9 protein-coding genes are annotated in these 13970 nt (G+C 65.8%); 7 read left to right on the top strand and 2 right to left on the bottom strand.

All coding sequences use genetic code 11. The features are described 5' to 3' along the window. Positions 1 to 139: 139 nt before the first annotated feature. Together uvrD and AC06FE_RS07135 are read left to right on the top strand one after the other, a co-directional pair. Complete coding sequence (uvrD, locus tag AC06FE_RS07140) at positions 140 to 2332, top strand: DNA helicase II (protein WP_478072641.1); 2193 nt, start codon at positions 140 to 142, stop codon at positions 2330 to 2332. A gap of 125 nt (positions 2333 to 2457) precedes the next feature. After that, on the top strand, positions 2458 to 3177 hold the full coding sequence (locus tag AC06FE_RS07135; protein ID WP_478072640.1) for a hypothetical protein: 720 nt from the start codon (positions 2458 to 2460) through the stop codon (positions 3175 to 3177). A 172-nt stretch (positions 3178 to 3349) separates the two neighbouring features. Here AC06FE_RS07135 and rtcR read toward each other — a convergent pair whose 3' ends face one another. Then, entirely contained in the window at positions 3350 to 4951 is a 1602-nt protein-coding gene (rtcR, locus tag AC06FE_RS07130) for an RNA repair transcriptional activator RtcR (protein WP_478072639.1), read from the bottom strand. Between the two features lie 186 nt (positions 4952 to 5137). Here rtcR and AC06FE_RS07125 point away from each other — a divergent pair, with 186 nt between their 5' ends. The 4 genes from AC06FE_RS07125 (at position 5138) to AC06FE_RS07110 (ending at position 10196) form a co-directional block, all read left to right on the top strand. Then, positions 5138 to 6685 (top strand): vWA domain-containing protein, encoded by a 1548-nt coding sequence (locus tag AC06FE_RS07125; protein WP_478072638.1) that lies wholly within the window; start codon positions 5138 to 5140, stop codon positions 6683 to 6685. Positions 6686 to 7370: 685 nt separating this feature from the next. Continuing rightward, on the top strand, positions 7371 to 8597 hold the full coding sequence (locus AC06FE_RS07120) for an RtcB family protein (protein WP_478072637.1): 1227 nt from the start codon (positions 7371 to 7373) through the stop codon (positions 8595 to 8597). Positions 8598 to 8645: 48 nt separating this feature from the next. After that, positions 8646 to 9662 (top strand): RNA 3'-terminal phosphate cyclase, encoded by a 1017-nt coding sequence (gene rtcA / locus AC06FE_RS07115; protein WP_478072636.1) that lies wholly within the window; start codon positions 8646 to 8648, stop codon positions 9660 to 9662. A gap of 84 nt (positions 9663 to 9746) precedes the next feature. Next, positions 9747 to 10196, top strand: coding sequence for a universal stress protein (locus AC06FE_RS07110; protein WP_132863856.1), 450 nt, complete (start codon positions 9747 to 9749; stop codon positions 10194 to 10196). A 263-nt stretch (positions 10197 to 10459) separates the two neighbouring features. Here AC06FE_RS07110 and AC06FE_RS07105 read toward each other — a convergent pair whose 3' ends face one another. Further along, positions 10460 to 10741, bottom strand: coding sequence for a DUF2782 domain-containing protein (locus tag AC06FE_RS07105; protein ID WP_132863855.1), 282 nt, complete (start codon positions 10739 to 10741; stop codon positions 10460 to 10462). 78 nt (positions 10742 to 10819) lie between these two features. Between AC06FE_RS07105 and polA the strand changes: the two genes are divergently transcribed. Then, on the top strand, positions 10820 to 13588 hold the full coding sequence (gene polA, locus AC06FE_RS07100; protein WP_478072635.1) for a DNA polymerase I: 2769 nt from the start codon (positions 10820 to 10822) through the stop codon (positions 13586 to 13588). Positions 13589 to 13970: the final 382 nt, after the last annotated feature.

Raw genomic sequence — 13970 nt, 5'->3', positions numbered from 1 at the left:
TGTTGCACGGTCGAAACCCGGGACAAACCCTGCGCTTCAGCCCCCCGACATCCGTGCGATACGCATGTATGCCACCCCATCGTCGTACCCGGCCAATCGAGGGATCAGTCATTGAGACGGTCTGGCGTAAAATGGCCGGATGGATGTCTCCCACCTTCTCGACGGGCTGAATGCGGCCCAGCGCGAGGCCGTTTCCGCGCCTCTTGGTCACCACCTGATCCTTGCCGGCGCCGGTTCCGGCAAGACGCGCGTGCTCACCCACCGCATTGCCTGGCTGAACGAAGTCTTCGGCGTGCCGACGCACGGCATCTTCGCGGTGACGTTCACCAACAAGGCCGCCGGTGAGATGCGGCACCGCATCGACCTGCAGCTGCGCAACGGCAGCCGCGGCATGTGGATCGGCACCTTCCACGGCCTGGCCCACCGCCTGCTGCGCCTGCACTGGGCCGAGGCCAAGCTGCCCGAAGCCTTCCAGGTGATGGATTCGGACGACCAGTTGCGGCTGGTCAAGCGCGTGGTGCAGCAGCTGGAGCTGGATGACGGCAAGTACCCGCCCAAGCAGATCATGTGGTGGATCAACGCGCAGAAGGATGAGGGCCGCCGCCCGCAGCACATCCAGCCCGAGCCGCACGACCAGTGGGGCGAAACCCTGCGCCAGGCCTATGCGGCCTACCAGGAGCGCTGCGACCGCGCCGGCCTGGTCGACTTCGCCGAGCTGTTGCTGCGCGCGCATGAGCTGCTGCGCGACAACCCGGCGCTGCTGGCGCATTACCGCGCGCGGTTCCGCGAGATCCTGGTGGACGAGTTCCAGGACACCAACGCCATCCAGTACGCCTTCGTGCGCGTGCTGGCCGGCGACAGCGGGCATGTGTTCGTGGTTGGCGACGACGACCAGGCCATCTATGGCTGGCGCGGCGCGAAGGTAGAGAACGTACAGCGCTTCCTGAAGGATTTCCCGGGTGCCGAGACCATCCGCCTGGAGCAGAACTACCGCTCCAGCGCCAACATCCTGGGCGCGGCCAACGCTGTGATCGCGCACAACCCCGATCGCATCGGCAAGCAGTTGTGGACCGATAGCGGCGACGGCGACCCGATCGACCTGTTTGCCGCCTACAACGAGATGGACGAGGCGCGTTACCTGGTCGACCGTGCGCGGCAGTGGGTGCGCGATGGCGGCAGCTATGGCGACATCGCCGTGCTCTACCGCAGCAACGCGCAGTCGCGCGCCTTCGAAGAAGCGATGCTCAGCGAGCAGGTGCCGTACCGCGTGTACGGCGGCATGCGCTTCTTCGAGCGTGCCGAAATCAAGGACGCGCTGGCCTACCTGCGCTTGATGACCAACCGTAACGATGATGCGGCCTTCGAGCGCGCGGTGAACACGCCCACGCGTGGCATCGGCGAGCGCACCCTGGACGAGGTGCGCCGCATCGCACGGCAGCAATCGCTGTCGTTGTGGGAAGCGTCGATGCTGGCCACGCAGGGCAATGACCTGACTTCGCGTGCCAAGAATGCGCTGGCCGGCTTCATCAACCTGGTGCAGCAGATAACCGTCGAAACGGCGCCGATGAACCTGGCCGAGCGCATCGAGCATGTGCTGACCCGTTCGGCATTGCGCGAGCACTGGAGCAAGGAAAGCCGCAACGCGCTGGATTCGGAGTCGCGCACCGACAACCTCGATGAACTGATCTCGGTGGCCTCACGCTTTGTGCGTCGCGATGACGACATCGAGGAGGGCGCCGAGGACATGAGCGAGCTGGTGGCTTTCCTGTCCTATGCCTCACTGGAAGCCGGCGAAGGCCAGGCGCAGGCAGGCGAGGAAGGCGTGCAGTTGATGACGCTGCACTCGGCCAAGGGCCTGGAGTTCCCGCTGGTGTTCCTGGCCGGCATGGAAGAAGGGTTGTTCCCGAGCGCGCGTTCGCTGGAGGAAAGCGGGCGGCTGGAGGAAGAGCGCCGGTTGGCTTACGTCGGCATCACCCGTGCGCGCCAGAAGCTGATCCTGGGCTATGCCGAGTCGCGCCGCATCCACGGCCAGGACAACTACAGCCTGCCCTCGCGCTTCCTGCGCGAGATCCCGCGTGAGCTGTTGAACGAAGTGCGCCCGAAGGTGCAGGTCTCGCGGCCGGCCTCGCTGGGCACCAGCCGGGTGATGGGACATGCCGCGATCGAAGCGCCGCCGATCAAGCTCGGCGCGTTGGTCAACCATCCCAAGTTCGGCGAAGGCATGGTCACCGACTACGAAGGCAACGGTGCGCACGCGCGTGTACAGGTCGAGTTTGCCGACGCCGGCAGCAAGTGGCTGGTGATGGCCTACGCCAACCTGACGGTGATCTGATTCCAAGGCGGTGCACGGATGCACCGGTTCGAGTTGCATCATGAATCACGAGGCGCTTCATCTCATAGGGGGATGAGGCGCATGGAATATGATGTTCAGGCCGATCCTGGGTGGGGGTGCAAGGAATGCTTCAGATTGTCGAAGGAACGATCAGTGAATGCAGGCGCCACGATGAGGCGCTCGATGTTTCCAGTGCGGCCGGGCGAGAGCAAACGCGTCTGATTGCTGCCGCGGATCTGATGGTCAGCTTGCAGAATCACGGCATGGCCGCAGCACTGGTCGGAAACGCGATGTCGCTACCGAACAAGGTTGATATCCGTTACTGGACCTTCGTGCTTGAGGGTCGCCCGTTCCGGGCAACCTTCGATCCTGCACCGGCGTTAGCCAGAAAAGTGCGTGTAATTTCCAGGTTGAGGGCGGATGGCGGTTGGGATGCTTTCGCTGTTCATCTGCCGTCGGCACATTGCGTGCTTGTAAATTCCCGGAATGCGCAGGGGATTGGTGTCGAGTTGCTTTCGATGCTTCGGATCATGCTTGCTTTCTCCGCGCTGCCTACTGCGGTTGTCCTCGCGTTTATGATCCTGCCTGAGCCTGCAAACGTCATGTCCTGGTTGCCTGCTTCAGCTGGCTTCCTGATCATTGCTTTGCTGGTGTCGATCATTCTGGCGCTGCTCGCGTGCCGAAGGGAGTGGGGGGACTTCAAGCTGAATACCGAAGTGTTACGTGTTTTGGGATTCAAAAACCCGTCGTTTACGTCTCTCGACAAAGGGATGGTTGCTTGGTTTCGGGTGCGTGGGCGTTCTCGCCCAGAGCTGGATGGTTGTTACTTCAATGATCAGCTGTAGCGAGCTGCCTGCAGCAAGCGAAAGAGGCACGGTGTACCTCGTGATCGGGTGATGGTCCTCGAGCGTGGCGATGAATTGATCTGATTACAGCTGGAATTGTGCTCTTTCGCATGCTGCGCTTGCGCTGGTCGTCCAGTTCTCCTCGTGAAGAACTACTGGGAATGGTTCGGTACTACAGCAGGGGTGCGTGATTCCTCAAATGTCCCCAGTCGAGATCGAACCTGGCCAGGTATTTGCGCAGGCGGTCGGCGTCATTGGTGCTGGCGCGCTGGGTGCGTGATGCCGCGAACAGCTCGCGACCCGCGGCGGACAAGGTTTTAGAACGCAGGCAGACGCGCACCACGTCCTCCAGCTGCACGCGATCAAAACGATCCAGTGCCAACGCCGCATCGCCCATGAGTGCGATCAGTGGAGAGGCTTCTTCGCTGCCTCGCCATTGCGCACGCAGCCGGGTGATCTCCGCATCCACGCCGTCGATCTGGATGCGTCCGGCCGTGGCCAGGGTCGCCATGCGCACCACGCTCGCTCCCAGGTCGCGGAAGTTGCCGCGCCAGGTGGCTTCGCTGCTGGTGGCAAACGACAGGTATCTCGCACGTGCCTCGACGTTGAAGCGCACGCGCTCGTGCTGTTCGCGTGACCAGCGCTCCAGCTCGAACTCCAGGTTCGGCTCGATGTCCTCGCTGCGCTCGGCCAGCCCGGGCAGCTGGTAGGTCCACAGGTTCAGGCGTGCCAGCAGGTCTTCGCGGAAGCGGCCCTGGCGGACGTCGTCCTGCAGGTCGCGGTTGGTGCCGGCGATCAGCTGGAAGTCGCTCTCCACCTCGCGGTCGCTACCCACCGGCAGGAAGCGCTTCTCTTCCAGTGCGCGCAGCAGCATGGCCTGCTCGTCCGCGCCGAGTTCGCCGATCTCATCGAGGAACAGCAGGCCCTTGTCGGCCGAGCGCAGCAGGCCGGCGCGGTCGCTGCTGGCGCCGGTGTAGGCCCCCTTGGTATGCCCGAACAGCGTGCTCATCGCGCCATCGCCGCGCAGCGTGGCGCAGTTCACCTCGACGAAGCGGCCTGGCAGCTGATGCTTGTTCTTCTTCAGCTCGAACACGCGCTTGGCCAGCTGGCTCTTGCCGGCGCCGGTCGGCCCCATCAGCAGCATCGGTGCGCGCGAACGCGTGGCCACGGTTTCGATCTGCTCGATCATCCGGTTGAACGCCGGGTTGCGGGTGGCGATGCCGCCCTTGAGCAAGTCGCGGTCCTGCAGTTGCTGCTGGGCGAAGCGCTGGGCGATGTGGTCGTAGCGGGACAGGTCCAGGTCGATCACCGCATGGCTACCGGGGTCGCCACTGGCCTGCTTGCGCGGCGGCGAGGTCTGCAGCAGGCGACCGGGGAAGTGGCGGCTCTCGGTCAGCAGAAACCAGCAGATCTGGGTGACGTGGGTGCCGGTGGTGATGTGGACGTAGTAGTCCTCTTCGTCCGGCAGGAACGGATAGCTGGAAAGGAAGTCGTGCAGGCGGGCATACACGCCCTCGAACTCCCACGGGTCGACCAGGTAGTTGTCGTGCAGGCGCACCTCGGAGGCCGGCGACACCTGCGCCAGGTCATCCTTGACCTGCTGGGCCAGCTTGCCGAAGCGACGTTGGTCCAGCAGCAGCTCCAGCCGGTCGAGCTGGAAGTCCTCGTGCATGCCCAGGGCCACGGTGGGGCGCCACTTCTCCCAGCGGCCCGGACCATTGCCGGCATCGAGCTGGGTACCGAGCATGCCGAAGACTACCTGTCGCCTGGACATATCCATTCCGATAAATATAGATATCAAAGTATATGAAATGGATTGTTCGCGAGACGAGAGATGAGTCCTGGGTTGAATGAATAACGAATTAAATCAATAAGTTGTATTTCTATCTCGGAAGTTGGCACGGCGATTGCGTTTATAGGGCCAGGACAAGACGCGGGCATTCCCGCCAAGGAGTACCAGATGGCCAACGCAACCCTCTTCGCATCCCTGCGTGGTGCGCTGCTGCCGAAGGCGCAGGCGCGCAACGAAGCCGGTGGGCGGGCCTATGCCCGTGACCCGCGTGCGGCGCTGGCGCTGTTTGCCGCCACCGGCTGCCTCAGCAGCACGTTCTACGGGGACGCCGAGGCGCAGCTGGAACAGGTGTTGGCGCTATGCGCCGAGGTGGATGCCGACTTCGTCGCCCGCACCGCGGTGTACGCACATGCCGTGGCCCACATGAAGGACATGCCGGCGTTGCTGCTGGCGACGCTGAGCGTGCGCGATGGCGCCGCCTTCGCCGCGGCCTTCCCGCAGGTGATCGACAACGGCCGCATGCTGCGTACGTTCGTGCAGATCATGCGCAGTGGCCAGGTGGGGCGTCGTTCGCTGGGCTCGCTGCCCAAGCGCCTGTTGCGCCAGTGGCTGGAACAGGCCTCGCCGAAGGCGATCATCCATGCCGCGATCGGGCAGCAGCCGTCGCTGGCCGACGTGATCCGCATGGTCCACCCCAAGCCGCAGGATGCCGCGCGTGAAGCGCTGTATGCCTGGGTGATCGGGCGGCCGCACGACGAGGCATTGCTGCCGGTGGAACTGCAGGCCTACGAGGCGTTCAAGCGTGACCCGCGCGGCGCGTTGCCGGACCTGCCGTTCCAGTACTACACCGCGCTGCCGCTGGATGCCGCGCAGTGGGCGATGCTGGCACGCAACGCGTCATGGCAGCAACTGCGCATGAACCTCAACACGTTCGCGCGTCATGGGGTGTTCGAGGACCCGGCGATGGTGGAGGTGATCGTCACCAAGCTGCGTGACCCGCAGCAGATCGCCCGTTCACGGGTGCTGCCGTACCAGTTGCTGATGGCTTACCACGCCGCCGCTGCGTTGCCGCGTCCGATCCTGGACGCGCTGCAGGATGCGATGGAACTGGCCACGGCATCGGTGCCGGCGCTGCAGGGCAACGTGGTGGTGGCGGTGGATGTGTCCGGGTCGATGCAGTCGCCGGTCACCGGCTACCGCAAGGGTGCCACCTCGGCTGCGCGCTGCGTGGACGTGGCGGCGCTGATCGCGGCCTGCGTGTTGCGTGGCCACCCGCAGGCACAGGTGCTGCCGTTCGATACGGACGTCCGCCCGCAGCCGCTGAACCCACGCGACAGCGTGATGACCCTGGCACGCCAGTTGGCCATCAATGGCGGGGGGACGTCGGTGAGCGCGCCGCTGGCCTACCTCAACCGCAAGCGTGCGCAAGTGGATTTGTTGGTACTGGTGTCCGACAACGAAAGCTGGCGTGACACCCGTGGCAGCGGTGCGACCGCCACCCTGCGTGAGTGGGCCGCGCTGAAGGCGCGTTGCCCGCAGGCGCAGCTGGTCTGCATCGACCTGCAGCCGGTGGCGACCAGCCAGACCGTCGAGCGGGAGGACGTGCTGCACGTGGGCGGTTTCAGCGATGCGGTGTTCGAGTTGCTGGCCAATGCCAGCCTGCCCGCCGGACAGCGCCCGCGTTGGGTGGAGCGGGTGGCCGCAATGCCTTTGTAGGGACGACACGGAGGTCGTCGCAATGATGCCCGGCTGGCAATGGGGCCAGCCGGGCCTGGATAACAGGATTTTTCATGGAAGAAGGCGGATGCCGGTCTGACTACATGGGTTCTTCCGGTTCGACTCCGGACGTCAGTCCACCCCTTGCCGTCTGCTTCCACCCTTTCAATGTCGGTGTGCACGAATGCCGATGGAACTACAGCCTTTGACGCTCCAGGTCGCGGGTTCGACTCCCGCCCGGTGCCGCGATGCACCGGTAGCTCAGTGGTTAGAGCAGGAACGCTGCCACGCCCGCGTGGCATGGCAGCGAGACGTTCCATCACCCTTGTCGTGCACAGCGGCACCCGCAGCAACGCTTCATGCAGGCGCATGAAGTGGTTTCAATGTCGGCATGCGCGAATGCCGAAGGAACTACAGGTACCTTCCGCGGGTTGACCCCGCCCATCGCCAATCTGGCGGTGACCGCTCTGCAGCTGAGCAGGAGGATGTTCCTTCACCCCTCGTCGCGCGGGCCGGCACCCGTGGCAAGCGTTGCACGCGGTGAATGCCGGTGGAACTACATGGATAACCCTTCGGGGTCGGGTTCAACTCCCGGTGACAGCGCCGGCCATGCCGGCACTGCTTACGGTTCCACCACCCTTTGTCACCGCACCTTTTCGAATTTGAAGATGACAGGAACACCTGCATGAACACTCTCAACTACAACGTCATCCAGGAGCCGGGCGCGGCACCGATCAAGCTGTGGACGCGCGGCGTGCCGCTGGAGGAGCAGGCACGCGAGCAGCTGCAGAACATCGCGCGGTTGCCGTTCATCCACAAGTGGGTCGCGGTGATGCCGGACGTGCACCTGGGCAAGGGCGCGACCGTGGGCTCGGTGGTGCCGACCATCGGCGCGATCATCCCGGCCGCGGTCGGCGTGGACATCGGCTGCGGCATGATCGCCACCCGCACCACGCTGACCGCCAGCGACCTGCCCGACAACCTCTCGGCATTGCGCAGTGCGCTCGAGCGGGCCGTGCCGCATGGTCGCAGCGTGACCCGTGGCGGCCGTGACAAGGGCAGCTGGGATACGCCACCGGCGCTGGCCATCGAAGGCTGGTCGCAGCTTGCTGCTGACTTCGCCTTGATCTGCGAGCGTCACCCCAAGCTGAAGAACACCAACAATCTCAAGCACCTGGGGACGCTGGGCACCGGCAACCACTTCGTCGAGGTGTGCCTGGACGAGGAGCAGCGGGTGTGGTTCATGCTGCACTCCGGCTCGCGTGGTGTCGGCAATGCCATCGGCACCTACTTCATCGAGCTGGCCAAGCAGGAAATGCGTCGCTGGATGATCAACCTGCCCGACCAGGACCTGGCCTACCTGCCGGAAGGCAGCGTGCACTACGGTGATTACGTGTTCGCGGTGGACTGGGCGCAGCGCTTCGCGCGCATGAACCGCGAGATCATGATGCGCAACGTGGTCGCCGCGGCGCGCACGGTGATTGGTAAGCCGTTTCAGGCCCAGGCCGAGGCGGTCAACTGCCACCACAACTACGTCAACCGAGAGCATCACTTCGGCAAGGATGTGCTGGTGACCCGCAAGGGGGCGGTGAGTGCGCGCAAGGGCGAGATGGGCATCATTCCCGGCAGCATGGGGGCCAAGAGCTTCATCGTGCGCGGGCTGGGCAACGAGGACAGCTTCCACAGCTGCAGCCACGGGGCTGGCCGCGTGATGAGCCGTACCCAGGCGCGCAAGCTGATCAGCGTGGAGGACCACATCAAGGCCACCGCGCACGTGGAGTGCCGCAAGGACGCCGAGGTGGTGGACGAGTCACCGGCCGCCTACAAGCCCATCGAGGCGGTGATGGAGGCGCAGCGTGACCTGGTGGAGATCATGCATACCCTGCGTCAGGTGGTCTGCGTGAAGGGATGAAAGGCGCGTGCGCCCCACTACGGTGGGGCGCCGAAGGAAGGCAGGAACATGGACATGATTGAAATCGACGGAAGCCAGGGTGGCGGGCAGTTGCTGCGCTCGGCGCTCAGCCTGAGCCTGTGCACCGGCATTGGCTTCACCCTGCAGGGCATCCGCGCCATGCGCAGGCGCCCGGGACTGATGCGCCAGCACCTGACCGCGGTGATCGCGGCGGCGCGAGTGGGTAATGCGCGGGTGGAGGGTGCCACGCTGGGGGCGACCACGCTGCGCTTCGAACCGGGCGAGGTGCAGGCCGGTGACTACCACTTCGCCATCGGCAGCGCGGGCTCGGCCACGCTGGTGTTGCAGACCTTGCTGCCGGCCTTGTGGCAGGCACCGGCGCCTTCGCGCATACGCGTGGAGGGTGGCACCCATAACCCGTTGGCACCGAGCGCGGACTTCCTGGACCGCTGCTACCTGCCGGCGCTGGCACGCATGGGCGTGCAGGCGCAGTTGCAGCTGCAGCGGCATGGGTTCTTCCCGGCCGGAGGCGGTGAGCTGGAACTGGAGGTGCAGCCCTGCACGGGGTTGTCCGCGTGCGCGTTCGAGCAACGCGGGCCGCTGCAGGCAATGGAGGCATCGGTGCTGGTCTCAGGGTTGGCGGCGGGCATCGGCCAACGCGAGCTGGACGTGCTGGGCAGGCGCCTGGGCGTGGATACCCATCCGCGCCACCTGCAGGTGGTGCGGCCGGCGTTGGGGCCGGGCAATGTCGCGGCGGTGACGGTGCGGCATGGCGCGCACGTGGAGCTGTTCGATGGCCATGGCGAGCGTGGGCTGTCGGCCGAGCAGGTCGGCATGCGCCTGGCCGATGCCGTGCAGGCCTACCTGCAGGGCGAGGCCTGCATCGGCGAGCACCTGTCCGACCAGCTGCTGCTGCCGATGGCGCTGGCCGGGGGCGGCAGCTTCAGCACCGGGCAGATCAGCGCGCACCTGCACAGCAATGCGCGCCTGATCGAGAAGTTCCTGCCGGTCGCGTTCGACTGGCAGCCGGAGGGGGCGCATTGGCGGGTGAATGTGCTGCAGTGAGGCAATGTTTGATCTGGCTCAATGCGGAACCGCAACATCCGATGTGCAATGGTAAATGTCCACCCTTCACCGAGGAGAACTGCCATGTACACGCGCATCCTGATTGCCACCGACGGTTCCGAGCTGGCCGCCAAGGGCCTGCAGAAGGGCCTGGAACTGGCCGCCCAGCTGGGCGCCCAGGTCGACATCGTCACCGTGTCCGAGCCGTGGGCGGTGGGCATGTACGACGCCATGGGCTGGAGCGCCGGCTACGAGGCCAGCCCCGAGTACAAGAAGGACCGTGAGGCCGGCGCCCAGAAGATCCTGGAGCCGGCGGTTGCCGCCGCACGTGCGGCCGGCGTGGCCAACGTGCAGCCGCACCACGTGCTGGACCGCTACGCCGCCGACGGCATCATCGATACCGCCACGGCCTGTGGCAGCGACCTGCTGGTGATGACCTCGCATGGCCGTCGCGGCGTCACCCGCGTGCTGCTCGGCAGCCAGACCGCCGAAGTGCTGGCGCGCAGCACCGTGCCGGTGCTGGTGATCCGCTGAGTCATGCGCAAGGGGCCGGGAGTGCATCCCGGCCTGCGGCCCCGCCGTCGCGGGGCATTCTGCCCCTCCCCTGCGTAGCGGGGGAGGGCTGGGGAGGGGCAAGCCCCGGTCCCCGCGAAACTGCAGCCGGGCAAGCGCACCCGCGCCCGCGAGGCGCTGTTTCGCCCCTCGGCGGTGCCAGGGCCGCAGTCCCACCACCGTGATCGCATGGCCACCGCGCCGCTCCTGCCGCCGGCAGGCGACGCGGCGGCCCATGCCCGTCATTACCAGCTGTACAGCTTCCAGTACACCGGCTTGGTGCCGTCCTTGTCGCTGTCCATGCGGCCGTCACCGTCACGGTCGTACATGTAGAACGGTGCGCCACGCGCCGGGGTGACCTTGACCATGCGCAGCACGCCGCCGACCCGGTATTCCTCGACCGTGTCGCCGTTGTCCATGGCCTTGCTGGTCACGTCGGCGCCTGAGACGTCCACCGGCGGGGAGCCGGCGCCCAGGGTGGCGCAGCCGGCCAGGGCCAGCAGGGGGATCAACAGCAGCTGCTTCATGACGGGATTCCTTGTTTCGGCGTGGATTCGATTATGCCCGTGCACGTCGGAAAACGGTCCGCCGCGTAGAATCGGCACATGAGCAGATTAGTCCTGATTGACGGTTCCAGTTACCTGTACCGCGCGTTCCACGCGCTCCCGCCGCTGTCCAACGCCGCCGGCGAGCCCACCGGAGCGCTGTTCGGCGTGGTCAACATGCTGCGTGCCACGCTGAAGGAAAAGCCCGAGTACGTCGCCTTCGTGGTCGACGCACCGGGCAAGACCTTCCGTGACGAGATGTACGCCGAGTACAAGGCCAATCGTCCGCCGATGCCCGACGACCTGCGCGCGCAGGTACAGCCGATGTGCGACATCGTGCAGGCGCTGGGCATCGACATCCTGCGCGTGGAGGGCGTGGAAGCCGACGACGTGATCGGCACGCTGGCGTTGGCCGCGGCCAGGGACGGGCTGGAAGTGACCATTTCCACCGGCGACAAGGATTTCGCCCAGCTGGTACGTCCGGGCGTGGTGCTGGTCAACACCATGACCGGCAGCCGCACCGATTCCGATGCGGCGGTGATGGACAAGTTCGGCGTGCGCGCTGACCAGATCGTCGATTACCTGGCGCTGATGGGCGACACCGTGGACAACGTGCCCGGCGTGGAGAAGTGCGGCCCCAAGACCGCCGCCAAGTGGCTGGCCGAATACAACGACCTGGACGGCGTGATCGCCGCCGCCCCGACCATGAAGGGCAAGATCGGCGAGAACCTGCGCGCCGCGTTGCCGCGCCTGCCGCTCAACCGCGCGCTGGTCACCATCCGTACCGACGTGGCACTGGAACAGGGCCCGCGCGACCTGCAGCTGCGCGAGCAGGACGCGGACAGCCTGCGCGCGCTGTACGCGCGTTATGGCTTTACCCAGGCGCTGCGCGAGCTCGGTGGCGTGGCCGCCCCGGCCGCCGCCGACGATGCCAAGGTCAGCCTGCGTGGCACCGCCGCCGGTTACGCCAAGGCCGGTGACACGGCGCCGGCCGCCGGCACCGACCCGGCGCTGGCGGCCAAGGGCGAGTACGAGACCGTGCTGACCGCCGGCCAGCTGCAGGCCTGGGTGGAACGCCTGCAGGGTGCCGAGGAGTTCGCCTTCGATACCGAAACCGACGCGCTGGATGCGATGCGCGCCAACCTGGTCGGGATCAGCCTGGCCGTGGAACCGGGCAAGGGCGCCTATATCCCGGTCGGCCACGACTACCCGGGCGCGCCGGCGCAGTTGCCGATGCAGCAGGTGCTCGATGCGCTGCGTCCGCTGTTCGAGGACGCCGGCAGGAAGAAGCTCGGCCAGCACGGCAAGTACGACATCCACGTGCTGCGCAGGCATGGCATCGAGGTGCGCGGCTATGCCGACGACACCATGCTGGAGAGCTTCGTGCTCAATTCCACCGCCACCCGCCACGACATGGATTCGCTGGCGCAGCGCTACCTGGGTTACACCACCACCAAGTTCGAGGAGGTCGCCGGCAAGGGTGCCAAGCAGATCCCGTTCTCGCAGGTGGGCATCGACGAGGCCAGCGCCTATGCGGCCGAGGACGCGGACATCACCCTGCGCCTGCACCGCGTGCTGTCGGCGCAGCTGGCGGCCGAGCCGTCGCTGGAAAAGGTGTACCGCGAGATCGAGATGCCGCTGGTACCGGTGCTGGCGCGCATCGAGGCCAATGGCGTGGCGATCGACGCGGCCGAGCTGAAGCGGCAGAGCAGCGACCTGTCCGCGCGCATGCTGGCCGCCCAGCAGAAAGCCACCGAGCTGGCCGGGCACACCTTCAACCTGGACTCGCCCAAGCAGCTGCAGGCGGTGTTGTTCGACGAACTGGGCCTGCCGGCGCTGGTGAAGACGCCCAAGGGCCAGCCCAGCACCAACGAGGAGGCGCTGGAGGCGATCGCCGAGCAGCACGAGCTGCCGCGCGTGATCCTGGAGTACCGCGGGCTGGCCAAGCTGCGCAGTACCTATACCGACAAGCTGCCGGAGATGGTCAACCCGGACACCGGCCGCGTACACACCAGTTACCACCAGTCCGGCGCGGCGACCGGGCGGCTGTCCTCGTCCGACCCGAACCTGCAGAACATCCCGATCCGCACCGAGGATGGCCGCCGCATCCGCCAGGCCTTCGTCGCCCCGCCGGGGCGCAAGCTGATGGCCTGCGACTACTCGCAGATCGAGCTGCGGATCATGGCCCACCTGTCCGAGGACCCGGGCCTGATCCGTGCCTTCGAGCAGGGCGCCGACGTGCATCGCGCCACCGCCGCCGAGGTGTTCGGGCGCGCGCTGGAGGAGGTGACGCCGAACGAGCGCCGCGCCGCCAAGGCGATCAATTTCGGCCTGATGTATGGCATGAGCGCGTTCGGCCTGGCCAAGAACCTGGGCATCGACCGTGGCCAGGCGCAGGACTACGTGGCGCTGTACTTCAGCCGTTACCCGGCGGTGCGTGACTTCATGGAGCGCATGCGCGTGCAGGCACGCGAGCAGGGCTACGTGGAGACGCTGTTTGGCCGCCGGCTGTACCTCAACGACATCCACGCCCGCAACCAGGGCCTGCGTGCCGGTGCCGAGCGTGCGGCGATCAACGCCCCGATGCAGGGCACCGCGGCGGACATCATCAAGCGTGCGATGGTCAGCGTGGATGGCTGGCTGGCCGACCATGCCGACCGCGCCAGGATGATCCTGCAGGTGCACGATGAACTGGTGTTCGAGGCGGACAGCGCATTCATCCAGACACTTCAGGCCGAAGTGGAGGCCCGGATGTCAGCGGCGGCGAATTTGCGTGTGCCGCTGGTGGTGGATACCGGTATCGGGGAAAACTGGGACGAAGCGCACTAATTTTCCAAATTATTAACTCGAATCTCGATTCAATTGAAACACTTCGTTATATCCCTGCGCATTCAAAAAACCGTTTGGCGTCAATGCGATGAATCCATCCTTAATTTGTTTTGAAAAGGCTTGGATTCTTCACGAACCGTCAAGGTTCGTAGTGGTGATATAGCCCTCGACAGGCGCAATACCTGTCGCGGATCTCTCCCATCCCCTGGAGCAGATCTCGGAGCGGGGATTCCTCCCCAAATACCCGCTCCCCGGCCCCGTCGACCCCCCCCTGGTCGGCGGGGCTTCTTTTTTGGCGATCCTGGAACCGCCGGCCTGCTCCGGTGCCGGTCGTCGCACCGTGTTGATGGGCATCGCCCGAGCATGGGGGGCGACGCATAGT

The organism is Stenotrophomonas sp. Steno-C18, assembly GCF_056393195.1.
Note: the sequence above shows the minus strand (reverse complement) of the source record. Positions and strands in the feature narration are given on the sequence as shown.